The sequence below is a fragment of the Streptomyces sp. NPDC029296 genome, from assembly GCF_055569255.1.
The window spans coordinates 1-23,346 of record NZ_JBVHXT010000077.1; the positions used below are offsets into that span (position 1 = coordinate 1).

Genomic DNA, 23,346 nt, shown 5'->3' on the forward strand with positions numbered 1-23,346 from the left:
GCCGAGCGAGGAGGCGACACCCCCGGTGACGAAGATGTGCTTGGTCGTCGTGGATTTGGGCGGCATGGCCAAGAGGGGGCTCCCGTGGTCGCTGGTGGTGATGCGGTGCGGCTGCCGTCCCGGTGAGTTCCGGGGGTGCCGTCGCTGCGGTTCGGGGGGTTTTCTCCCACCGGTCCACGGGCTACCAGCGTATCAGCGCCTGAGCGGGATGGCTTCCGGCCACGCTCCGCGCTCGCCCGGGCACAGCGCGGGGCTATTCGTGTCACTCGTGCAACTTGCGCAACCGTCCGGGTACACGGTTCTCACCCGGCGCTCACTCGTTCGGCTCATACAGGTTGTCCGGAGGGGCACCCGGATCATCTGCACGCGTCGTATCCTGCTCGGACACTCACTGCCGAGCCCGGCCGGTAACGACGGCACACCCCCGCCTGCATCACCCGGAACAACGAGAGCGCGGCAGTTCGTTGAGCAAGGACCGTCGTGTTGCCCCAGGGCTGGGCGGGCTGCTTTGCTTCATCGCTCAACGACACACATCAACCAACCCTTGACCGCACTAGCGACAGCCCCCTGCGCGGGGGCGTGACGTGGCCGTTCGACTGGAGTTGCACGTGGCCGGGCGCATCGAAGACTACGCACTCATCGGAGACATGCAGACCGCCGCACTGGTCTGCCGGGACGGCACGGTGGACTGGCTGTGCCTGCCCCGCTTCGACTCGCATGCCATCTTCGCCGGCCTGCTGGGCACCGAGGAGCACGGCTTCTGGCGGCTCGGGCCGGCGCACGCGGCCGACGCCGAGCCGCCCACGGCCGCCCGGCGCGGCTACCGCGGCGACTCCCTCATCCTGGAATCCGAGTGGGACACCCCGCGCGGCACCGTACGCGTGACCGATTTCATGCCCCCGCGTGACGGCGCCCCGCAGCTGATCCGGATCGTGGAGGGCGTCACCGGCCGGGTGCCGATGCGCTCCGCGCTGCGGATGCGGTTCTCCTACGGCCGGGTGGTGCCGTGGGTGCACAAGCACGAGGGCCGCACGGTGGCCGTCGCCGGGCCCGACTCGGTCTGGTTCGACACGGAGGCCGAGACCTACGGCAAGGCGCTGACGACCTACGCCGACTTCACGGTCGCCCCGGGCGACCGCATCGCCTTCACCATCTCCTGGCAGCCCTCGCACAAGGAGCCGCCGCCGCTGCCGGAGCCGGAGACCTCGCTGGAGGCCACGGAGGACTTCTGGCGCGAGTGGGTGGAGCACTGTACGTACCACGGGCCGTACCGCGAGGCGGTGATCCGTTCGCTGATCACCCTCAAGGCGCTGACCTACGCCCCCACCGGCGGCATCGTCGCGGCCCCGACGACCTCCCTGCCCGAGGACATCGGGGGCGTGCGCAACTGGGACTACCGCTACACCTGGCTGCGGGACGCGGCGATCACCCTGTCCTCGCTGCTGCGCACCGGCTACCGCGAGGAGGCCCGCGCCTGGCGCGAGTGGCTGCTGCGGGCGGTCGCCGGCGACCCGGAGAACCTCCAGATCATGTACGGCATCGCGGGCGAGCGGGAGCTGGGCGAGGCCGAGCTGGACTGGCTGCCGGGCTATGAGAACTCCGCCCCGGTCCGGGTCGGCAACGGCGCCGCGCACCAGCTCCAGCTGGATGTGTACGGCGAGGTCACCGAGGCCCTGCACCTCGGCCACATGACCGGTCTGGCCCGCAACGACTACGCCTCCCTGCTCCAGCTGAAGCTGATCCGCTACCTGGAGGACCACTGGCAGGAGCCGGACGAGGGCATCTGGGAGGTGCGCGGCCCGCGCCGGCACTTCGTGCACTCCAAGGTGATGGCCTGGGTCGCGGTGGACCGCACCATCAAGCTGATCGAGTCCGGGGACGCGGACGGCCCGCTGGAGCGCTGGCGCGAGCTGCGCGACGACATCCACCGGGACGTGTGCGAGAAGGGCTACGACAAGGAGCGCAACACCTTCACCCAGTCCTACGGCTCGAAGGAGCTGGACGCCTCGCTGCTGCTGATCCCGCAGATGGGCTTCCTGCCGCCGGACGACAAGCGGGTGATCGGCACCATCGAGGCGATCCAGCGCGAGCTGTCCACCCCGGACGGGTTCATCCTGCGCTATCCGACGGAGGGCGAGAGCGAGGGTGTCGACGGTCTGCCCGGCGACGAGGGCGCCTTCCTGGCCTGCTCGTTCTGGATGGCGGACGACCTGGCGATGATCGGCCGGGTGGACGAGGCCCGCAAGCTGTTCGAGAAGCTCCTCTCGCTGCGCAACGACCTCGGCCTGCTCGCCGAGGAGTGGGACCCGCGGCTGAAGCGGCAGGTGGGGAACTTCCCGCAGGCGTTCAGCCATGTGCCGCTGATCGACACGGCCCTGCGGCTGACCGCGTCCGGGGCGTACGGAGGGTGAGTTCCCCGCGCCCCTTCGGGGGCGCTCGCGCCTAGGCTGGGAGCGCATCCCCCTCTCTCTCCAGCGCAAGGGGGCGGTCATGGCTTTCCGTTCCAAGGCGCACTCGGCTCTCGCCGACCTCCGTGAGGATCTGGCCGGCGAGGTGTTCGCCCCGTGGGACGCGGGGTACGACGCGGCCCGCGCGGTCTTCGACGCGCGGACCGGCCGGCGGCCGGCGGTGATCGCGCGGTGCGCGGACGCGGCCGACGTGGTGCGGGCCGTCCGCTTCGGCCGGGACCTTGACCTGCGCATCGCGGTGCGCGGCGGCGGCCGGGGCCCCGCCGGTACGGACTCGGGCGACGGCGCGCTGCTGGTGGACCTGCGCCGGATGCGCCGGGTGGCCGTCGACCCGGTGGCCGGTGTGGCCCGGGTCGAGGGCGGTGCGACGACGGGCGATCTGGACCGGGCGGCCCTGCCGTACGGTCTGGCGGTTCCCGGCGCACGGGCCCGCGCGAGCGGGGTGGCCGGTTTCGTCCTCGGCGGCGGCACCGGCTGGCTGGACCGCGCCTTCGGCCCGGCCGTCGACCATCTCCTGGCCGTGGAGCTGGTGACCGCCGGGGCCGAGCGGGTGCGCGCGAGCGCCGACGAGCGTCCCGAGCTGTTCTGGGCGCTGCACGGCGGGGGCGGCAACTTCGGCGTCGCCACCGCGCTCACCCTGCGGCTGCGCGGGCTGCCGCGGTTCTCCCTCGCCCGGCTGCTGTACCCGCCCGACCTCGCGCCGGAGGTGGTCCGCGCCTTCCGGGAGACCCTCCGCGGCGGGCCGGACGAGCTGAGCGGCGCGGTGCTGTACGCGGCGGGGCCGCCCGCGCCGTTCGCCCCGCCGGGGCCGGTGGCGGGCCCGCTGTGCGCGGCCGTGCTGACCTACGCCGGCGGCGCGGACGGGCTGCGCGGCCTCGCCGGGCCCTTGCGCGGACTGTCGTACGTCCGGGAGCGGATCGGCGAGGTGCCGTACCCCGAGGCGCAGCGTCTGCTCGACCTCCCGCCCGGACGGCGCCACCACGGGTCGGCGGAGTGTCTTTCCGGGCTGCCGGAGGAGGCGGTGGACGCCTTCTGCGCCGGGGCGGAGGGCATGCCGGTGCCGTCCTCCTCCCGGCACCTGCTGTTCCCGCAGGGCGGTGCCGTCGCCGCCGGTGCGCACTCCTGCCCGGTGGCCTCCCGGGGCGCCCCGTGGGTCGCGCACCCCTGCGCCGTCTGGGCGGACCCGACGGACGACGCGCGGGCCCTCGGCTGGGTGCGGGACGCCCGCGCCGCCGTGCGGCCGTGGCGCACCGGTGCCGTGTGCCTGGACCTCGTCGGCGACGAGGGCCCCGAGCGGGTCCGGGCGGGGCTCGGCGCCGGGAACATGCTGCGGCTGGAGAAGGTGAAGCGGCGCTACGACCCCGACAACGTCTTCCGCTTCCACCACGGCATCCGGCCCCTGTGAGGCCCCGCGGTCAGCCCAGGGCGGCGATCACCTCCCGCGCCGCCCGCTCGCCCTCTCGCGCGCCGCCCTCCATGAAGCCCTGGAAGTCGTACGAGCAGTGCTCGCCGGCCAGGTGGACATTGCCCTGGGCCACGCCCTCGTAGCCGGCGTACCGGTGCAGGTACCCCACCGGCCAGTACGAATAGGCCCCCAGCGCGTACGGGTCGAGGTGCCAGGCCGACAGCTGGGCGCGTCCGGTCCAGGCGGCCGACGTGCCGGGGAAGAAGGCGTCGACGTCCTTCAGGTACCGGGTGGCGAGGTCCTTGACGTAGGGATCGCTCGCGTACGGGAACGGTCCCGCCGGTGTCAGCGCCCTGGCGCGGCTGCCGCCGCCGTACTGGATGAGGATGCCGCCGGTGCCGGGCTGGACCTTGGTGGTGTCCCAGGTCTGCTGCACCCCGAGGTCGGTGAAGCAGTCGCCGGCGGACACCCCGGGCCAGGGGCCGGTGCCGCGCCAGGGGCGGCTGGAGAACTGCAGGTTGAGTTTGGTGCAGTAGCCCATGCGGGCGTCGCGCAGCAGGCCGGTCATGCGGGGGTCGAACCCGGCTCTGCTCAGGTCCAGCCGTTGCAGGACCGGCAGGGGCACGCACAGGACGGTGTGGTCGGCGGTGACCGTGCGGATGCTGCCCGCCTCGGTGAAGGTGAGGGTCTGGGTGCCGCCGGCGTCGGCCCTCACCGCCTGGAGGGACCAGCCGTGCCGGATCGTTCCCTCGGGCAGGGCGCCGGCGATGGCGCGCGGGAGCCGGTCGTTGCCGCCGACGATGTGGTACCGCTCGTCGGACAGACCCCAGACGTTGAAGTGGCCCGGATTGGTCTGGTAGCCCATGAGCAGGACGAGGGCGAGCGAGGACTGGTCGGTGGTGTCGGCGCCGTACTCGACGGCGTAGGCGACGTCGAGGAAGCGGCCCAGCGGGGAGGCGTGGCCGCCCGGCACCCGCGTCTCGATCCAGTCGTACAGGGACAGGTTGTCCAGGGCGGTGCCGGCCGGGGTGGCCCCGTCCCACCTGACCTCGCCGGCGGCCTGGAGATCCGCGCGCAGGGCCTGGTAGACGGCCTTGAAGTCGGCGTCGGCCCGGTCGCGCGGGTAGTACGCGCCGTCGAACCAGAGGACTTCCTCCGCGCCCCGGGGGCCGCCGCCGAGGAAGTCCTCGACGGGCAGGGAGAAGCGGCGGCACAGCTGGAGCATCTTCTTGTGACCGGTGTCGATCAGCTCGCCGCCGATCTCCGAGGTCTGTCCCCAGGCCCAGTGGTCGCGCTGGGTGTACATCCGGCCGCCGACGCGGTCGGGGCGGGCCTCGTAGAGCGTGCAGGCGTACCCGGCGTCGTGCAGGGTGAGGGCCGCCGTCAGCCCGGCGATCCCGGCGCCCACGACGGCGACGCGGGGCGCGGACGCGGCGGCGGCCGGGGCCCGGACGGTCGCGGCGGACGCGGCGGCGGCCGTGCCGACGGCGGCGCCCTTGAGGACAGTGCGCCGGCGGACGGCCCGTGCCTCGGCGACGGGCAGACCGAGCCGCTCGGCGGCGGCGTGGTCGGCGGTGAGGGTGCGAAGGACGTGCAGCGGCCGCGTACGGGACACGGTGTGCCTCCTCAGGCGTTGGCGGGGGCTTGCTCGATGTCGTCGTCCGTGCGCTCGGCCGCGTCCTCCAGGACGATCCGGCCGATGACCTCGTAGCGTTCCGGCCGGCGGGCCCGCAGGTACAGGCCGAGCCCGAGGCCGCCGAAGAAGACCAGCCCGACGATCCACGGGATGGCCTCGAAGAGGAGCGAGCCGGCCGCCGGGCCGGCCGCGGTGTCCATGTTGACCACCAGCAGCACCACGACGGCGGTCATGCCGAGGCCGCCGAGCAGTGGCGCGGTCAGGGTGCGGAACCAGTGCCGGTCCTCGGGGTGGTCGCGGCGGAAGTAGCCGATCACGGCGAAGGAGCAGAGGGTCTGCACGATGAGGATCGCCATCGTGCCAAGGATCGCCAGCAGCGTGTACAGGTGGATGTACGGGTCCTGCCCGGTCGCCCAGAACGCGCCGACGATGACGACGGCGATGACGGACTGGGTGAAGGAGGCGAGGTGGGGCGAGCCGTGCCGCGGGTGGGTGCGGCCCAGCGCGGGGTGCAGGAAGCCCTCGCGGCCGATGGCGTACAGATAGCGGGCCGCGCACTGGTGGAAGGCCATGCCGCAGGCGAACGAGCCGGTGATCAGCAGCCACTGGAAGGCGTCGACCGCCCAGGCGCCGATGAAACCGCGCGCCGGGTCGAAGAACAGGTCGAGGGGGCTGGACCCGGCGGAGACCCGCACCGCGCCGTCGAGGCCGTTGCCGGCGATGGTCATCCAGGAGACGTAGATGTAGAACAGGCCGACGCCGATGACCGAGATCAGCGTCGCGCGCGGGATGACACGCTTGGGGTCGCGGGACTCCTCGCCGTACATCGCCGTCGATTCGAAGCCGACCCACGACCAGAAGGCGAAGAACAGGCCGAGCCCGGCGGAGGGCCCGGTAAAGGCGTTCCGGGGGTCGACCGGTTCGACGGGGATGCCGTCCGGGCCGCCGCCGTGGAGGAGGACGGCGGTGGCGACCGCGAAGAGGACCGCGATCTCGGCGACGAGCAGCACGCCGAGCGCCTTGGCGGTCAGATTGATGTCGAAGTACGACAGCACGGCCGTCACCAGCAGCATTCCGGCCGCGTAGCCGGCCCACGGCAGGTCGGCGCCGAGCTGGTCGCGGACGGTGGTTCGCGCGAAGTAGGAGAAGACGCCGACGATGGACGCCTCGAAGACGACGTACGCGAGCACGGCGAGCATGCCGGAGGCCATGCCCGCGATCCGGCCCAGGCCGTGCGAGATGTAGCCGTAGAAGGCGCCGGCCGCGGTGATGCGGCGGGCCATGGCGACATAGCCGACGGAGAAGACCGCCAGCACGAGCGTGGCGAAGAGATAACCGGCCGGCGCCCCGGTGCCGTTGCCGGAGCCGACGGCGATCGGCAGGTTGCCGGTCATCGCGGTGATCGGCGCGGCGGTGGCCACCGCCATGAAGACCACGCCCACCAGTCCTATGGAATTCGCCTTGAGCCGCTGTACCTCTCGCGTGGGTCTCTCTGTCATTCCCGCCCCTCATGTGGTGCTCGCGCAACGAAATCCGAAGGTCGAACGGCGGTCCTTGTGCGGTTGCGACAGTGTGCCGGGGCAGTGACGCACACCACAACAGACAGGCGGTCGGGTAAATCCGGCGCCAGGGGCGACGCAGTGTCGCTCGCGCGGGCCCGGTGACCGCCGCCGTGATCGGCCGGAGATGTCCCCGCAACGTGCGCGCGGGTAGCGTCCGCTGCATGGACAGCCGTACGGACCACCGATTCGACACCCAGGGCGCCGGCATCACCGTGCAGCGGGCGCTGGAGTTGCCCGGGCTGCGCAGCGGGCTGCCGGAGATCCTGGCGGGCGCCGACCGGCTCGGCCGTACCGTGCGCTGGGTGCACGCGGGCGAGGTGCCGAACATCGCCTCGCTGCTCAAGGGCGGCGAACTGCTGCTCACCACGGGCTACGGCTTCGGCACCCGGCCGGCCGAGCAGCGGGCGTTCGTGCGGACCCTGGCCGAGCGGGGGATCGCCGCCCTGGTGGTGGAGCTGGGCCCGCGCTTCGGCCGGCTGCCGGCGGCGCTGGTGGACACGGCCCGGGCGGCCGGTCTGCCGCTGGTCCAGCTGCACCGCGAGGTGCCGTTCGTGGCGGTGACCGAGGAGATCCACACCGAGATCGTCAACGGTCACTACGCGCTGCTCCAGCGCGCCGAGGAGGTGCACCGGCGCTGCACCGAGGCGCTGCTCGGCGGCGGCGGGATACCGCAGGTGCTGGACATCCTGGCCGGCTTCAGCGGCAACCCGGTGTTCCTGGAGACGGCGGACGGCCGGCTGCTGTACGCCGCCGGGGCCGGGCCCGAGGGCGCCGATCCGCTCCAGGTGTGGGAGGGGCTGCGCGGCCCGCACAAGGAGGCCCCGCCGCCGGCCGGCACGGTGCTGGTGGACGTGCCGGGCGGCGGCCCGGGCACGGCGGGCTCGGTGCGTGCCCGGCTGGTGCTGCTGCCGGTCAGGGCGACGCCGGCCCCGGTGCACCGGATCGCCGCGGAGCGGGCCGCGGGCATCCTGGCCGTGGTGCTGATGCAGGCCCGGCAGGAGGAGGAGCTGGCGGCACGCGGGCGCGGGGACTTCCTCACCGATCTCGCCGAGGGCCGGATCGCGGCGGAGAACGCCCCGGCGCAGGCCCGGGTGCTCGGCTTCAAGCCGTGCGACGGCCCGCTGCTGCCGGTGGTGATGCGGGTCGGGGACACCCTGTCGCCCGGCGGGGGGTGGGCGGTGCTGGCCCGGGCGGTCTCCGAGGAGCTGACCGCGGTGGGGGTGCCGGTGCTGCTGGGGGTGCGGCCGGTGGAGGGCCGGGTCCTGGTGCTGACCGGGCTGCGCGCGGAGGCGGAGCGGACGGCGGTCGCGGACCGGGTCGCGGCGGCGCTGCGGGCGGGGGTGGAGCGGGCCGGGATGCGGCGGCCGGGCTCGCCGCCGCCGGTGGTCGTGGTCGGGGTGGCCGGCGGCTGGGCGGCGGTCTCGGCGGGGCTGCGGCACGCGGCGGAGACGGCGACGGCGGCGCAGGGGCTGACCGACCGGCCCTGGTACGACGCCCGGCGCCTGGACATCGACCTGCTGCTGTGGCGGCTGCGCGACCACCCGGACCTGGCGGCGTTCGTGGACCGGGCGATCGGTCCGCTACGCGACCACGACCGCCGCTCCCGGCCGCCGCTGCTGCCGACGCTGGAGACCTATCTCGCGCACGCGGGCCGCAAGGCGGAGACGGCCCGGGAGCTGCACCTCAACCGTCAGACGCTGTACAACCGCCTGGCCCGCATCGGGGAGTTGCTGGGCACCGACCTGGACGACCCGCAGACGGTACTGGCCCTGGGCCTGGCCCTGCGGGCCCGCCGGCACGTGCCGTAGGCGTCCGCGGCGGGCGGCCGCGGGCCGGCAGGGCTAGGCCAGCGGTCTGGGCCGGGTCAGCTCGTCGTAGACGCTGAGGACCTGGGCGACCGTCTCGTCCTCACTCGGCCAGCTCGCGGCCTGCCGGGCGGCGCGCTCGCGCAGCCGGGCACGCCGCCCGGGGTCGGCGAGCAGCCGCAGGACCGTCCCGGCGAGGGCCACCGGATCGCCGTACGGGACGAGTTCGGCCGCGTCGCCGACGAGGTCGGGGATGCCGCCGGCCCGGGTGGCGACGAGCGGCACGCGCGCGTGCAGCGCCTCCTGGGCGAGGACGGACCGCGACTCCCACCGGCTGGTCAGCAGGGCCAGGTCGGCGGCGGCGAGCAGGTCGGGGACGTCGTCGCGGTGCCCGACGAGGCGCACCGGCAGTTCCTCGTCCTCGATCCGCCGCTGGAGCACCGGCCGCAGCGGTCCCTCCCCCGCGATCACCACCAGCGGCACCGGGTCCGACCGCCGCCACAGGCGGGCCGCGTCGAGCAGGCAGCCGTAGCCGCGGTGGCGCTCCAGGGCGCCGACCGCGATCAGCAACGGGCGGTCGACGGCGCCGAGTTCGGCGCGCACCTTGGGCCGATGCCGGTCGGGGTCGTCGTGGTCGGCGGCCTCGCCGGGGCCGCCGGGACGGCGCCGTCCGGGCAGGGCCACCGCGGCGAGCCGGGCGTCGCGCGCGCCGGTCCGGCGGGCCCGGTCGACCAGGTCGGGGCTGGCGCCGAGGACGACGGCCGCGGTCCGCATCACCCGTCGCTCCAGCATCCGCAGCAGATGGGCCCGCGGGCCCTCCGCGTAGGCGCGGTCGTGCCAGGTGACCACCAGCGGGGTGGTGCGCCCGCCGAGCGCGAGCACGGACCGGAAGGAGGCGTGCAGTCCGTGGGCGTGCACCAGGTCGGCGTCGGCGCAGGCGGTGCGGAGGGCGGCCACGGAGACGGGGTCGCTGCTGCGGGGCACGTGGATGTGGTCGGCGCCGGTGCCGGTGAAGTCGTAGGCCCGGTCGGCCTCGGTGGGGGCGCACACGGTGACCCGTACGCCCCGCGCGACCAGGCCCTCGGCCAGGGACCGCACGTGCGCGCCGCTGGCGGCGTTGCCCCCGCCGAGCACCTGCACGGTGCGCAGCGGCGGCCGGCCGTGCGGTGCGTTGCTGCTCAGCGGGCTCACGGGCCGGGGCTCCTGGGTCGTGGGCGGTCACGGGAAGGCGCGTGGGGCGGTCACGGGAAAACGTACAGAAGGTTGGGGGCTCAGGGGGGCGGAAGGACGCACCCCGCACGCCTCCCGCGCGGACCGTCCGGTCCCGCTGCCCGCCCCGCGTCCTTCGCCAAGCATGCCAGGGCACAGGGCCGTTCAGGGAACACACGGGAGGGCGCATCACGCGGCGGGCCGGGGCAATACGCCGGAGCACATCACCCACACGGGTGAGGGAATGCCTGCCCTGGACGGGTGGTCCGCGCGGGCATACGGCGAGGTCAGCCGCGCACCCAGGCACTGATCCGGTCCCCGTGGCGGGCGGCGGCGACCAGCGCGACGGCATGCGCGAGCAGTCCCGCGCGCTGGTTTCCCGCCACCACGGCCGCCCCCAGTGCGGCGCCGAGCGCGTGCGCCCCCGTGTCGCCGAGCATCACCCGCTCCCCCGCGTCGTCCGGCAGCACGGCCGCGGCGGCCCCCACCGCCCCGGCGGCCAGCCGCGCCCCGGGCCCCCGCCGCAGCAGCCCGGGCGCCCCGAGCGCGAGCACGGCACCGGCGGCCCGGCCCGGCCGTACGTCGAGGAGGTTCACGAAGTGGGCGCTCCCGGCGATGACGGCCCCGGCGAGCACCTTGTCCACCGGCCGCTGCTTCAGCACGGCGCCCGCCGCCAGCCCCGCCGCCGAGATCCCGAACAGCTTCACGGCCCCGCTGGTGACCTCCCCGTCCCGCAGCGCCCGCAGATGCGCCCGGAACCCGCGCCGGTGGTCCCCGGCGACATCGTCGTAGGCCCCGCACACGGCGGCGGCGAGCACGGCGGCGCCGGCCGCGGGGCGCACCCGGGCGGCGGCGATCGCGGCCCCCGCCGCCACGGCGGGCCCGGCGTACAGGCCGACGGCCCGCCCGGCGTGGTTCGTCCGCTCCCAGCGCGCGCGTCCGCCGGGCGGGGCGGCGCGCAGCAGGGCCTGGCCGGTCCGGGTGAGCGCGGCGGCGAGGAGGAGGGGGCGGCACGTTCGCTTGTCGATCATGCCGCCCACCCTAGGAAACGGCGCGGACCGGGCCGCACCCCGGGAAACGTCCCGGTCCCCTCCGCTACACCTCCGCCCGGGCCGTGGCCAGGAGTTCCTCCGCGTGGGCGCGGGCCGTCTCGGAGTTCTCCTGGCCGGCCAGCATGCGGGACAGTTCGCGGATGCGGTCCTCGCCCTCCAGGACCTTCACGCCGGAGCGGGTGACGGAGCCGTCGTCGGTCTTCTCCACCAGCAGCTGGCGGTCGGCGAACGCGGCGACCTGGGGCAGGTGGGTGACCACCACGACCTGGGCGGTCCTGGCGAGCTTCGCCAGGCGCCGGCCGATCTCGACCGCCGCCTTGCCGCCGACCCCGGCGTCGACCTCGTCGAACAGGTAGGTCGGGACGGGGTCGGTGCCCGCGAAGACCACCTCGACCGCGAGCATCACCCGGGACAGCTCACCGCCGGAGGCGCCCTTGGCGATGGGCCGGGGCGGGGCGCCCGGGTGCGGGGCGAGCAGCAGCTCGACCTCGTCCACGCCCGACGGGCCGTAGGCGACCGTCCGCCCGCCGGCCTCGACACCCTCGGGGTCGTCGGTCTGCCGGATGTCGAAGGACACCCGCGCGTGGGGCATCGCCAGCGAGGCCAGCTCGGCGGTGACCGCGGCCGCGAACCGTTCGGCGGCCTCGGCCCGCGCGTCCGTGAGCCGCTGCGCGAGGGCGCCCAGTTCGGCGCGGAGCGCGTCCCGCTCGGCGGTCAGCTCCACGATCCGCTCGTCGTCGCCGTCCAGCTCGGTGAGCCGGGCGGCGCTGCGCTCGGCCCAGGCCAGCACCGCGTCGATGTCCTCGCCGTACTTGCGGGTCAGCGCGGTCAGCGCGGCCCGGCGCTCCTCCACGGCGGCCAGCCGCAGCGGGTCGGCGTCGAGGTCGTCGGCGTACCCGGCCAGCTCGCCGGCCACGTCGGCGAGCAGGATGCCGATCTCGCCGATCCGGTCGGCGAGCCCGGCCAGCGCCGGGTCGTGCGACCGTACGGCCTCCAGGGCGCGGTGGGCGCCCGCGACGAGGGTCGAGGCGTCGATGCCCTCGGGGTCCTCCGGATTGCCCGCGAGCGCGGCGTGCGCGGCGTGCGCGGCGGACGACAGCGCCTCGGCGTGCCCGAGCCGCCCGGCCTCCTCGGCCAGCTCCGCGTCCTCGCCGGGCCGGGGCTCGACCGCGGCGATCTCGTCGAGTCCGAAGCGCAGCAGGTCGGCCTCCTGCGCCCGCTCCCGCGCGCGGGTGGTGATCTCCTCCAGCTCGGCGGAGACGGCCCGCAGCCGCTGGTAGGCCCCGGTGTACTCGGCGAGCGGCCCGGCGACGGCGTCACCCGCGTACCGGTCCAGCGCCTGCCGCTGCCGGGACAGCTTCAGCAGTCCTTGCTGGTCGGTCTGCCCGTGCACGGCCACCAGGTCGTCGGCCAGCTCGGCGAGCAGCCCGACGGGCACGCTGCGCCCGCCCAGGTGCGCCCGGGAGCGGCCCTCGGCGGAGACGGTACGGCTGATCAGCAGGGCGCCGTCGTCCAGCTCGGCCCCGGCCTCCTCGGCGCGTACGGCGGCCGCGGCACCGGAGGGCACGGCGACCCGGCCCTCCACGACCGCCTTCTCCGCCCCGATCCGCACGAGCGCCGGGTCGGCCCTGCCACCGAGCAGCAGCCCGAGGCTGGTGACCACCATGGTCTTGCCCGCACCCGTCTCACCGGTGACGGCGGTGAACCCCGGTGACAGCTCGACGACGGCATCGTCGATGACCCCGAGCGACCGTATCCGCATCTCCTCCAACACGGAACAGACCATACGAGGTCCGGGGCGGCCCGCGCACATGGCCCGCCTGTGTCACTCCGAGGAGTGGTGCGGCGCCCCCCGCCATCCCGTGGTCGGCAGGGCGAACTTCGCCACGAGCCGGTCGGTGAACGACGAGTGGTGCAACCGGGCCAGCCGCACCGGCACGGCACCCCGCCGCACCTCCACCCGCGCCCCGGGCGGCAGCTCGACCGTGCGCCGGCCGTCGCACCACAGCACGCCCGGCGGGATGTGCGGCAGCACCTCCACCGCGAGCACCGAGTCCGGGGAGGTGACCAGCGGCTTGGCGAACAGCGCGTGTGCGCTGATCGGCACCATCAGCAGCGCCTCCACCTCCGGCCAGACCACCGGGCCGCCGGCGGAGAAGGCGTAGGCCGTGGAGCCGGTGGGCGTGGAGAGGATCACCCCGTCGCAGCCGAACTCCGACACCGGCCGCCCGTCGATCTCCAGCACGACCTCCAGCAGCTTCTCGGCGCCGGCCTTCTGCACGGCGGCCTCGTTCAGCGCCCAGTCGGTGTGCACGATGTCACCGTTGCGGTGCACGACGACATCGACGGTCATCCGCTCTTCGACCTCGTAGGACCGGGCCACCACCCGGTCCACCACCCGGTCGAGGTCGTCCCGCTCGGCCTCCGCGAGGAAGCCGACGCGCCCGAGGTTGACGCCGAGCATGGGCACCCCGGAGGCCCGCGCGAACTCGGCCCCGCGCAGCAGCGTGCCGTCGCCGCCCAGCACGATCAGCAGCTCGCAGCCGTCCAGGCACTGCGCGGTCGCCTCCTTGACGAGGTGCACGTCGTCGGGGAGCGGCAGGTCGCGCGCCTCCTCCTCCAGCACCCGCACCCCGATGCCATGCCGCACCAGGCCCTTGACGACGAGTTCCGCACTGCGGATCGCCGCGGGCCGCCCGGTGTGGGCGAGCAGGAAAACAGTACGCGCACGGTTCTGTGTCAACGCGGCCCCTCCGCCACTGCACGGTCGACGTCGGCGGGGTCCACCCGGGGTGCCCCCGCCCGCAGCCAGAGAAAGTACTCGACGTTCCCCGAGGGCCCGGGCAGCGGGCTGGCGGTGACCGCCCGCACCCCGAGGCCCAGCTCCCACGCCTTCCCGGCCACCCCTCGCACGGCCTCCGCGCGCAGCTCGGGACTGCGCACGACGCCGCCGCTGCCGAGCCGTTCCTTGCCCACCTCGAACTGCGGCTTGACCATCATCACCAGGTCGGCGTCCGGTGTCACGCACCGCTTGAGGGCGGGCAGGACCAGTCCGAGCGGGATGAAGGACAGATCGCCCACGACCAGGTCCACCGGCTGCCCGTCGATCGCCTCGAGCGTCAGCTCGCGTACGTTCGTACGGTCCTTGACGGTGACGCGTGCGTCCTGCCGGAGGGACCAGGCCAGCTGGCCGTAGCCGACGTCCACGGCGACGACATGGGCGGCGCCCGCGCGCAGCAGGACATCGGTGAAGCCGCCGGTGGACGCGCCGGCGTCCAGCGCACGCCGGCCCTCGACCACGAGCCCGTGGGGCACGAACGCGGCCAGCGCGCCGGCCAGCTTGTGCCCGCCCCGGGAGACGTAGTCGGGGTCGCTGTCGTCGGCGGTGACCACGATGGCCGCGGCGGTCTCCACCTGGGTGGCCGGCTTGGTCGCCACGGTCTTGCCGACGGAGACCCGCCCGGCGGCGATCAGCTGGCTGGCGTGCTCGCGCGAACGGGCGAGCTTCCGGCGGACCAGCTCCGCGTCGAGACGGCGGCGTGCGACTCCTGCCACGTTCGGTTCAGCTCCTGCTCTGGTTACGGTCTGCTGGGGTACGGCGTCGGGGGCGCCGGAGGTTCCGGGCGGGCGTCGAGCGCGGTGAGCGCGTCGCGCAGCCCCCGTAGTACATCCTCGTACACCTCGACATGTCCGTCGGTGGCGAGGTGGTCGGCGTCGGCCAGCCGCTCCAGGCGCGCGTCGACCCCGGCGTCGCCGGTGGGGGTGCGCGGAACGTTCAGGGGGGCCGGGGCGGCGGGCTCGGGCGCGCGTCCGGGCTCGGCCCGCGGTTCCGTCCCGGCCTCGGACAGGGACTCGCTCATGCCCCGACGCTACCCCGAACCGCTGGGGTAGCGTCGGGGGCGATGGCCACGATCGAGGAGTGCCGCGCCGCGCTGGGAAAGCTTTCGGACAACATGCGGGGGGCCGAGGGCGACGTCCGCGCCGCCGCCGCGCTGGACCGCTCGGTGAGCTGCCACATCACCGACCTGGACGTCACCTTCGCCGGCCGGATGACGGGCGGGCGGATCGCGGTGGACGAGACCCGTCCGGGCCCGCCGTGGGAGAAGGCGCAGATCAGGCTCGCCCTGGCCGGGGACGACCTGGTGGCGCTGGTGGACGGCGAGCTGAACCTCGCGACCGCCTGGGGCTCGGGCCGGGTGCGGCTGGAGGCCGGCCTGCTGGATCTGTTCCGGCTCAGGAAGCTGCTGTGAGCCGTGCCTTGCGGGCGGCGGGCACGACCAGCGGGGTGCCGGTCTCCGGGTCGTCGATCACCTGGCAGCGCAGCCCGAACACCTCCTCCACCAGCTCGGCGGTGACGATGTCGCCGGGGGCGCCCTCGGCGATCACCTTGCCGCCGCGCAGGGCGATGAGGTGGGTGGCGTAGCGGGCGGCGTGGTTGAGGTCGTGCAGCACGGCCACCAGCGTCCGGCCCTGCTCCTCGTGGAGTTCGGCGCACAGGTCGAGGACGTCGATCTGGTGCTGGATGTCCAGGTAGGTGGTCGGTTCGTCCAGGAGCAGCAGCGGGGTCTGCTGGGCGAGCGCCATGGCGATCCACACCCGCTGCCGCTGCCCGCCGGACAGCTCGTCCACGTACCGCTCGGCCAGTTCGGCGACGCCGGTCTGCCGCATCGACTCCCGCACGACCCGCTCGTCCTCCGCCGACCACTGGCGCAGCAGGCCCTGGTGCGGGTAGCGGCCCCGGCCGACGAGGTCGGCGACCGTGATGCCGTCGGGGGCGACGGCCGACTGGGGCAGCAGGCCGAGGGTGCGGGCGACCTTCTTCGCGGGCATCGACTGGATGGCCTGCCCGTCCAGCAGCACCCGGCCCCGGCTGGGCTTGAGCATCCGCGACAGCGCCCGCAGCAGCGTCGACTTGCCGCACGCGTTCGGGCCGACGATCACCGTGAAGGACCGGTCGGGGATCTCCACCGACAGCTGCTCGGCGATGACACGCTGGTCGTAGGCGAGGGTGACGTTCTCGGCGGACAGGCGGTTCACAGTGCTCCTCGGGTTGTTCGTCGCGCCGGCGGGGGTCATATCCGGCCCGCCCGGCGCTCGGTGACCAGCAGCCACAGCAGATAGGCGCCGCCGAGCACGCCGGTGACCACGCCGACGGGCAGCTGGTCGGCGCCGAAGGCGCGCTGGGAGGCCCAGTCGGCGGCGACCAGCAGGGTCGCGCCCATGCACAGGGACGGCACCAGGTTGGGCCCCGGCGAGCGGGTCAGGCGGCGGGCGAGCTGCGGCGCGGTCAGCGCGACGAAGCTGACGGGGCCGGCGGCGGCCGTGGCGGCGGCGGTGAGCAGCACGGCGCTGACCATCAGCAGCAGCCGCACCCGCTGGACGCGCACACCGAGCGCGTTCGAGATGTCGTCGCCCATCTCCATCATGCGCAGGCCGCGGGCGTTGGCGAGGACCAGCGGGACGAGGACGGCGCACAGCGCGAGCAGCGGCCAGACCTGGTCCCAGTCCCGGCCGTTGAGCGACCCGGTCATCCACACCACCGCGCGGGCCGCGTCGACCAGGTCGGCCTTGGTGAGCAGATAGCCGTTGACGGCCGTCATGACCGCGTTGACGCCGATACCGACCAGCACCATCCGGTAGCCGTGCACGCCCTGCTTCCAGGCGAGCAGGTAGATGGCGAGACCGGTCGCCAGGCCGCCGGCCAGCGCGCCGACGGTCACCTGGGAGGCGCCGCCGGACAGCAGCACGATCACGATCAGCGCGCCGGCCGTGGAGCCCTGCGACAGGCCGAGCACGTCCGGACTGCCCAGCGGGTTGCGGGAGACGGACTGGAACAGGGCGCCGCCGAGGCCGAGGGAGGCACCGACCAGCAGGCCGACGAGGACCCGGGGCAGGCGCAGTTCGTTGACGATGAAGTCCTGGTAGGCGGTGCCGTTGCCGGCGAGGGTCCGCAGCACGTCGGCCGCCGGGATCCTGGCGTCGCCGGTCCCGATCAGGGCGACACCGGCGGCGCAGGCGGCGACCAGCAGCAGGACGACGACGGTCAGGGCCCGCGGGTCCAGGCGCACGGAGAGCCCGCCGGGGGTGCGTACGGCACGGCTCCTGGAGTGGGTCTTCACAGCTGGGCCGTCCTCCGCCGTCGTACGAGAAAGATGAAGACCGGGCCGCCGATGACCGCGGTGACGATGCCGACCTGGACCTCGGCGGGGCGGGCCACCACCCGGCCGAGGACATCGGCGCCGAGCAGCAGCACGGGCGCGAGGACCGTGGCGTACGGCAGGATCCAGCGCAGGTCGGGGCCGGTGAAGGAGCGGACCACGTGCGGCACCATCAGGCCGACGAACATGATCGGGCCGCAGGCGGCGGTCGCGGCACCGCACAGCATCACGGCGGACAGCATGGCCAGCGCGCGGGTGCGGTCCAGGTTGGCGCCGAGGGCGCGGGCGGTGTCGTCGCCCATCTCGACCGCGTTCAGCGGCCGGGCCAGCACGAGCGCCAGCACCGTGCCGACCGCGAGGAACGGCAGCACCTGCACGATGGTCGAGTCGGTGGCCGAGACCAGCGAACCCACCGTCCAGAAACGCATCTTGCCCAGCGCCGCGCCGTCCGTGATCATCACGGCCTGGAGATAGCCGTACAGGGCCGCGCTGATCGCCGTACCCGCGAGCGCGAGCCGCACCGGGGTGGCGCCCCGGCTGCCGCCGAGGAACCACACCAGCGCGCCGACCGCCGCCGCGCCGAGGAACGCGAACCACACATAGCCCATCAGGCTGGTGACGCCGAGATAGGTCATGGCCGTGACGACGGCGGCGGAGGCGCCCGCGTTGATGCCCAGCAGACCGGGGTCGGCCAGCGGATTGCGGGTCAGCGCCTGGAGCACCGCTCCGGAGAGCCCGAGCGCGGCGCCGACCAGCAGGCCGAGCACCGTGCGCGAGAGCCGCTCGTCCACGACCACGTCGCCGTAGGTTCCCGTGTCGTGGAACAGGCCGTGCCAGACCTGGGCCGGCGACAGCCCTTTCGCCCCGATCGCGATGCTCGCCAAGGCGACGAGCAGCAGGAGCACGGCCGAGAGCAGGAGCCCAAGGGCCCTGGCCACATGGCGGGTTGGGGGCGCGGGCGCGGTCTCCGCGCGCTGTTCCGGGGGGCTGTCGACCAACACGAGGTTAGGTTAGCCTACCCTGCACTCCTTCTCGATCCCCGGTACGCGCCGGTTCTCACTCCCCCGGTGCGCGCCGACTCCCCTCCGCCGGCGCGCCCCCTGCCGTCACCACCCCAGCCGGGCCAGTGCCTTGCCGCCGTCCAGCGTGCACGAGCCGTCCCCGGCCGCCGTCCAGGCCGCCGCGCACAGCGCCCGCAGCCCGTCCGGCGTCTCGCCGTCGCCCGTCAGCTCCAGCTCGCCGTCGCCGGCCCTCGCCGTCCAGCCGCCGCAGCGGAACCCGTCCCCGTCCTCACCGACCTCCGGCTGCCCGGTGAGCAGGCCGCGCAGATCCGCGTCCACATACGTCGGCCGGTGCCGGGGCGGCGCGGCGAGCAGCTGCGGCCCGTCGGTGACCCCGGTCAGCACCAGCAGCGAGTCGACCCCGCCGTTGAACGCGCCCTCGATGTCGGTGTCCAGCCGGTCCCCGACCACCAGCGGGCGTTCGGCACCGGTCCGGATGATCGTCTCCCGGTGCATCGGGGGCAGCGGCTTGCCCGCCACCTGCGGCTCGGCCCCGGTCGCGATCCGTACGACCTCCACGGCCGCGCCGTTGCCCGGCGCGATGCCCCGCCCGCTCGGGATCGTCAGGTCGGTGTTGGACGCGAACCACGGCACGCCCCGCCGGACGGCGTACGAGGCCTCTGCGAAACGGCCCCAGGGCAGGTCGGGCCCGCCGTAGCCCTGGACGACCGCCGCCGGGTCGTCGTCCGCCGACTCCACCGGCACGAGGCCGCGCTCGCGCAGCGCCACCCGCAGTCCCTCGCCGCCGATCACCAGCACCCGCGCCCCGGCGGGCACCTGCTCGCTGATCAGCCGGGCGACGGCCTGCGCGGAGGTGATGACGTCGTCCGCGCCCGTCGGTATGCCCAGCTCCGTCAGGTGCTCGGCGACCGTGTCCGGGGTGCGCAGCGCGTTGTTGGTGACGTACGCCAGCCGCATGCCGCCCGACCGGGCCACCGCCAGCGAGTCGACCGCGTGCGCGATCGCGCTGCCGCCCGCGTAGACCACCCCGTCCAGATCGAGCAGCGCCGTGTCGTACGCCTCGCTCAGGGGCTGCCCACTGCCCTCGGGCCTGGTCCTGACGCCTTGGCTCATGTCCGTATCGCTCCTCGTAGACTCGCCTTTCCCCCGATCATCCCGCATGCCGCCCACACACGTACGATGCCGGGATGAAGACAGCAGGTCACTCGGAGGCAACGACGCGCCGCGGCCTGGAACTCACCCCGTTCCGTGGCCTGCGTTACGACCCCGACCGGGTCGGCAGCCTCGCCTCCGTCACCTCCCCTCCCTACGACGTCGTCGTACGGCCCGACGGCCTGCACCACCTCCAGTCGGCCGACCCGCACAACATCGTCCGGCTGATCCTGCCCCAGGCCGGCACCCCCAGCGCCCGCACCGAACAGGCCGCCGACACCCTGCGCCGCTGGCTGGCCGAGGGCATCCTCGTCGCGGATCCGGATCCCGGTCTGTACGTGTACGAGCAGCGCGACGGCGACGGCATGGTCCAGCGCGGGATCATCGGCACCCTGCGGGTCTCGGAGCCCGCGGAGGGCGTGGTACTGCCGCACGAGGACGTCATGCCGCCCGTGGTCGCCGACCGCGCCGCGCTGATGCGCGCGACCCGCGCGAACCTGGAGCCGCTGCTGCTGACGTACCGGGGTGACGGCGCGACGGCGGAGGCGGGTACGGCGGCCGAGGTGGTCGAGCGGACCGCGGGCCGCCCGCCGCTGCTGGCCACGACCACCGAGGACGGCTTCCGGCACCGGCTGTGGTCCGTCACCGACCCCGTCGACCTGGCCGGGATCCAGAAGGACCTGGCCGGCCGCCAGGCACTGATCGCCGACGGCCACCACCGCTGGGCCACCTACCGGCGGCTGCGCGCGGAACACCCCTCCCCCAGCCCCTGGGACTACGGACTGGTCCTGCTGGTCGACACCGTCCGCTATCCGCTGCGGGTCCGCGCCATCCACCGGCTGCTGCACGGCCTGCCGGTCGCGGACGCGCTCCGGGCGGTGACGAGCCTGTTCCGGGTACGCCGGCTGGACGGGCCCCTGACGGACGCCCTGGCGGCCCTGGCGGACGCGTCCTGTGCGGGCAACGCCTTCCTGCTGGCCGGCGACGGCGCCTTCCATCTGCTCGACCGCCCGGACCCGCGGCTGGTGGCCCGGACCGTCCCGGCGGACCGCCCGGCCGCCTGGCGCTCGCTGGACGCCACGGTCCTGCACGCCACGCTGCTGGAGCACGTCTGGCGCATCCCCGCGGACTCCCCGGCGCACATCGCCTACATCCACGACACGGCGGCGACGGTGGAGAAGGCGGAGCGCGACGGCGGTACGGCCGTCCTGATGCACCCGGTCCGCGAGGAGGTCGTGCGCGACCTGGCCCGGCAGGGCGTGACGATGCCCCGCAAGTCGACGTCGTTCGGACCGAAGCCGGCGTCGGGGCTGGTGCTGCGCACGCTGGAGGTCTGAGCCGGGGCAACACCTGAAAGGGGGGGGGGGGGGGGGGGGGGGGGGGGGGGCCCGACCCCCCCTCCCCCCCCCCCCCCCCTCCCCCCCTCCCCCCCCCCCCCCCCCCCCCCCCCCCCCTTTCAGGTGACGGTTCCGCCGCGCTCTGCGCCGGCGCCGGCCGACGTCAGTGCTTGTCGTCGTCCTCCGGGGCGTCGTCCGCGGACCCGGCCGCTTCCCCGGACTCGTCCGGGGCGTCCTCGGCGAGGGCGTCGACGAACTCCACGCCGTCCAGCTCGGCGAGCCGGTCGGAGGCGTCCGTGCTGCCGTCCCGGTCGGCCTCGACGGCCTTCGCGAACCAGTCCCGCGCCTCGCGCTCCCGGCCGGCGGCCAGCAGGGCGTCGGCGTAGGCGTAGCGCAGGCGCGCGGTCCACGGCTGCACCGAGTTGGAGGCCAGCTCCGGGCTCTGCAGGGTCACGATGGCCGCGTCCAGCTGGCCCATGTCACGCCGGGCGCCGGCGGCGACGAGCCGCATCTCCACCTGGCCGGCCTTGTCCAGCTTGTGCACCTCCGGGGCGCCGGCCATCTCCAGCGCCTTCTCCGGCCGGCCGAGTCCGCGCTCGCAGTCGGCCATGACCGGCCACAGCTCGACGGTGCCGGTCATGCGCCGGGCGGCGCGGAACTCGGCGAGCGCCTCGCTGTACTTCTGGCTGGCGTACGCGGCGAAACCGGCGGCCTCGCGCACGGCGGCCACGCGGGAGGCGAGGCGGAGGGCGACCCTGGCGTAGCCGTAGGCGCCCTCGGGGTCCTCGTCGATCAGCCGGGCCACCATCACCAGGTTCTTCGCGACGTCCTCGGCGAGCGTCTTGGGCAGGCTCTGCAGCTCCTGGCGGACGTCCCTGTCGATCTCGTCTCCGGTGACGTCCTCCGGGATCGGCAGCCGCTTGATCGGCTCGCGGTCCCGGTCCCGCTCATCGCGGAACCGGCCGCCACCACCGCCGCCACGGCGGTCGTCCCGGCCGTCACGCCTCTGGAAGCCGCCACCCGGCCGGCCACCGCGGTCGTCCCTACGGGGCCCATGGCCGCCACGGTCGTCCCGGCCCCGGAAACCACCGCGCTGGTCACCGCGGTCGTCGCGGCGGTAGCCACCGCGGTCGTCGCCACGCCGGTCGTCGCGCCGGTCGTCGCGCCGGAAGCCGCCACGGTCGTCGCCGCGACTGTCGTCCCGGCGGAAGCCGCCACGGTCGTCACCACGGCGGTCGTCGCCACGGCGGTCGTCGCGGCGGTCGTCCCGGCCCCGGAAACCACCGCGCTGGTCGCCACGGTCGTCGCGGCGGTAGCCACCGCGGTCGTCGTCACGGCGGTAGGAGGGACGGTCGCCCCGGCTGTCGTCGCGGCGGAAGCCACGGTCGTCGCCACGGCGATCATCCCGTCGCTCGTCGCGCCGGTCGTCGCGCCGGTCGTCACGGCGGAAGCCGCCACGGTCGCCACGGTCCCGGTCATCCCGCTGGAACCCCGGACGCGCACCCCGATCGCCCTCACGCCGGAACCCGCCACCACGACGGTCATCGCCACGCCGGTCATCGCGCCGGTCGTCGCGCCGGAAGCCGCCACGGTCGTCACCGCGACTGTCGTCCCGGCGGAAGCCGCCACGGTCGTCACCACGGCGGTCGTCGCCACGGCGGTCGTCGCGGCGGTCGTCCCGGCCCCGGAAACCACCGCGCTGGTCGCCACGGTCGTCGCGGCGGTAGCCACCGCGGTCGTCGTCACGGCGGTAGGAGGGACGGTCGCCCCGGCTGTCGTCGCGGCGGAAGCCACGGTCGTCGCCACGGCGATCATCCCGTCGCTCGTCGCGCCGGTCGTCGCGCCGGTCGTCACGGCGGAAGCCGCCACGGTCGCCACGGTCCCGGTCATCCCGCTGGAACCCCGGACGCGCACCCCGATCGCCCTCACGCCGGAACCCGCCACCACGACGGTCATCGCCACGCCGGTCGTCACGACGGTCATCGCGGCGGTCGTCACGCCGGCCGCCGTAGCCGCCACGGTCGTTGGTGCGGTCGTTGGTGCGACGGTCGTTGTCCCGGCGGAAGCCGCCGCGGTCACCCCGGTCACCACTGTCCCGTCGCCGCTGGTCGCGCTCCGGACGGTCGCCGGGAGAGTTGGTGGACATGGTGACTCCTGTCTGTGGTACCTCAAGCATTGTAAAAACAAAAGGACCCCTGGTCCCAGCTGAACGCTGGTGACCAGGGGTCCTCCCAAAGATTGTTCGGCGGTGTCCTACTCTCCCACAGGGTCCCCCCTGCAGTACCATCGGCGCTGTGAGGCTTAGCTTCCGGGTTCGATATGTAACCGGGCGTTTCCCTCACGCTATGACCACCGAAACCCTAATGGTTTCGAGCGAACAAGCACACTTTTTACTTGTGTTTCAGTTCAGCTCTGAACCGGCAACCGTTCGTTGCCTCAGAACATACACAGTGAACGCGAGCATCAATGGACAAGCCCTCGGCCTATTAGTACCAGTCAACTCCACCCGTTACCAGGCTTCCATATCTGGCCTATCAACC

20 protein-coding genes and 1 rRNA gene are annotated in these 23,346 nt (G+C 74.4%); 7 read left to right on the plus strand and 14 right to left on the minus strand.

All coding sequences use genetic code 11. From position 1 onward, the window contains the following. Positions 1–608: 608 nt before the first annotated feature. Positions 609–2,411 (plus strand): glycoside hydrolase family 15 protein, encoded by a 1,803-nt coding sequence (locus tag ACZ4W9_RS39020; protein ID WP_467944003.1) that lies wholly within the window; start codon positions 609–611, stop codon positions 2,409–2,411. Positions 2,412–2,490: 79 nt separating this feature from the next. Further along, the gene (locus tag ACZ4W9_RS39025; protein WP_467943987.1) at positions 2,491–3,873 is read left to right on the plus strand and encodes an FAD-binding oxidoreductase; all 1,383 of its coding nucleotides are present in this window, start codon (positions 2,491–2,493) and stop codon (positions 3,871–3,873) included. A 10-nt stretch (positions 3,874–3,883) separates the two neighbouring features. On the opposite strand, the gene ACZ4W9_RS39030 is transcribed toward ACZ4W9_RS39025, so the two are convergent. Together ACZ4W9_RS39030 and ACZ4W9_RS39035 are read right to left on the minus strand one after the other, a co-directional pair. Then, positions 3,884–5,488 (minus strand): flavin monoamine oxidase family protein, encoded by a 1,605-nt coding sequence (locus ACZ4W9_RS39030; RefSeq protein ID WP_467943988.1) that lies wholly within the window; start codon positions 5,486–5,488, stop codon positions 3,884–3,886. Between the two features lie 11 nt (positions 5,489–5,499). Continuing rightward, a complete protein-coding gene (locus ACZ4W9_RS39035) occupies positions 5,500–7,008 on the minus strand; it encodes an APC family permease (RefSeq protein WP_467943989.1) in 1,509 nt (502 codons plus the stop codon). 224 nt (positions 7,009–7,232) lie between these two features. Between ACZ4W9_RS39035 and ACZ4W9_RS39040 the strand changes: the two genes are divergently transcribed. Beyond that, entirely contained in the window at positions 7,233–8,879 is a 1,647-nt protein-coding gene (locus ACZ4W9_RS39040) for a PucR family transcriptional regulator (RefSeq protein ID WP_467943990.1), read from the plus strand. 33 nt (positions 8,880–8,912) lie between these two features. Here ACZ4W9_RS39040 and ACZ4W9_RS39045 read toward each other — a convergent pair whose 3' ends face one another. From ACZ4W9_RS39045 to ACZ4W9_RS39070, 6 genes are all read right to left on the minus strand, one after another. Next, entirely contained in the window at positions 8,913–10,067 is a 1,155-nt protein-coding gene (locus ACZ4W9_RS39045) for a glycosyltransferase family 4 protein (protein WP_467943991.1), read from the minus strand. 305 nt (positions 10,068–10,372) lie between these two features. After that, a complete protein-coding gene (locus tag ACZ4W9_RS39050; RefSeq protein WP_467943992.1) occupies positions 10,373–11,116 on the minus strand; it encodes a hypothetical protein in 744 nt (247 codons plus the stop codon). A gap of 64 nt (positions 11,117–11,180) precedes the next feature. After that, complete coding sequence (recN, locus tag ACZ4W9_RS39055; RefSeq protein WP_467943993.1) at positions 11,181–12,923, minus strand: DNA repair protein RecN; 1,743 nt, start codon at positions 12,921–12,923, stop codon at positions 11,181–11,183. A 39-nt stretch (positions 12,924–12,962) separates the two neighbouring features. Then, a complete protein-coding gene (locus tag ACZ4W9_RS39060) occupies positions 12,963–13,880 on the minus strand; it encodes an NAD kinase (protein ID WP_467943994.1) in 918 nt (305 codons plus the stop codon). After that, on the minus strand, positions 13,877–14,692 hold the full coding sequence (locus ACZ4W9_RS39065) for a TlyA family RNA methyltransferase (RefSeq protein WP_467943995.1): 816 nt from the start codon (positions 14,690–14,692) through the stop codon (positions 13,877–13,879). Before ACZ4W9_RS39065 ends, ACZ4W9_RS39060 begins: the two co-directional genes overlap by 4 nt. A gap of 23 nt (positions 14,693–14,715) precedes the next feature. After that, on the minus strand, positions 14,716–14,997 hold the full coding sequence (locus tag ACZ4W9_RS39070; protein WP_467943996.1) for a hypothetical protein: 282 nt from the start codon (positions 14,995–14,997) through the stop codon (positions 14,716–14,718). Positions 14,998–15,039: 42 nt separating this feature from the next. Here ACZ4W9_RS39070 and ACZ4W9_RS39075 point away from each other — a divergent pair, with 42 nt between their 5' ends. Further along, the gene (locus ACZ4W9_RS39075; RefSeq protein WP_467943997.1) at positions 15,040–15,387 is read left to right on the plus strand and encodes a sterol-binding protein; all 348 of its coding nucleotides are present in this window, start codon (positions 15,040–15,042) and stop codon (positions 15,385–15,387) included. On the opposite strand, the gene ACZ4W9_RS39080 is transcribed toward ACZ4W9_RS39075, so the two are convergent. The 4 genes from ACZ4W9_RS39080 to ACZ4W9_RS39095 form a co-directional block, all read right to left on the minus strand. Next, the gene (locus ACZ4W9_RS39080) at positions 15,371–16,213 is read right to left on the minus strand and encodes an ABC transporter ATP-binding protein (RefSeq protein ID WP_467943998.1); all 843 of its coding nucleotides are present in this window, start codon (positions 16,211–16,213) and stop codon (positions 15,371–15,373) included. The genes ACZ4W9_RS39075 and ACZ4W9_RS39080 overlap by 17 nt on opposite strands. Further along, a complete protein-coding gene (locus ACZ4W9_RS39085) occupies positions 16,210–17,256 on the minus strand; it encodes a FecCD family ABC transporter permease (protein ID WP_467943999.1) in 1,047 nt (348 codons plus the stop codon). The genes ACZ4W9_RS39080 and ACZ4W9_RS39085 overlap by 4 nt, the downstream gene beginning before the upstream one ends. Continuing rightward, a complete protein-coding gene (locus ACZ4W9_RS39090; protein WP_467944000.1) occupies positions 17,253–18,296 on the minus strand; it encodes a FecCD family ABC transporter permease in 1,044 nt (347 codons plus the stop codon). Before ACZ4W9_RS39090 ends, ACZ4W9_RS39085 begins: the two co-directional genes overlap by 4 nt. Before the next feature lie 105 nt (positions 18,297–18,401). After that, on the minus strand, positions 18,402–19,430 hold the full coding sequence (locus ACZ4W9_RS39095; protein WP_467944001.1) for an HAD-IIA family hydrolase: 1,029 nt from the start codon (positions 19,428–19,430) through the stop codon (positions 18,402–18,404). Positions 19,431–19,504: 74 nt separating this feature from the next. Between ACZ4W9_RS39095 and ACZ4W9_RS39100 the strand changes: the two genes are divergently transcribed. Continuing rightward, the gene (locus ACZ4W9_RS39100; RefSeq protein ID WP_467944002.1) at positions 19,505–20,806 is read left to right on the plus strand and encodes a DUF1015 domain-containing protein; all 1,302 of its coding nucleotides are present in this window, start codon (positions 19,505–19,507) and stop codon (positions 20,804–20,806) included. Between the two features lie 163 nt (positions 20,807–20,969). Here ACZ4W9_RS39100 and ACZ4W9_RS39105 read toward each other — a convergent pair whose 3' ends face one another. Next, positions 20,970–21,722, minus strand: a complete 753-nt coding sequence (locus tag ACZ4W9_RS39105; protein ID WP_467944004.1) for a tetratricopeptide repeat protein — start codon at positions 21,720–21,722, stop codon at positions 20,970–20,972. A gap of 138 nt (positions 21,723–21,860) precedes the next feature. On the opposite strand from ACZ4W9_RS39105, the gene ACZ4W9_RS39110 reads away from it, so the two are divergent. Next, positions 21,861–23,015 (plus strand): hypothetical protein, encoded by a 1,155-nt coding sequence (locus tag ACZ4W9_RS39110; RefSeq protein WP_467944005.1) that lies wholly within the window; start codon positions 21,861–21,863, stop codon positions 23,013–23,015. 31 nt (positions 23,016–23,046) lie between these two features. On the opposite strand, the gene rrf is transcribed toward ACZ4W9_RS39110, so the two are convergent. After that, positions 23,047–23,163 (minus strand): 5S ribosomal RNA (gene rrf, locus ACZ4W9_RS39115). On the opposite strand from rrf, the gene ACZ4W9_RS39120 reads away from it, so the two are divergent. Further along, a partial coding sequence (locus ACZ4W9_RS39120) for a hypothetical protein (protein ID WP_397957281.1) occupies positions 23,152–23,346 on the plus strand: 195 nt, incomplete at its 3' end. The genes rrf and ACZ4W9_RS39120 overlap by 12 nt on opposite strands.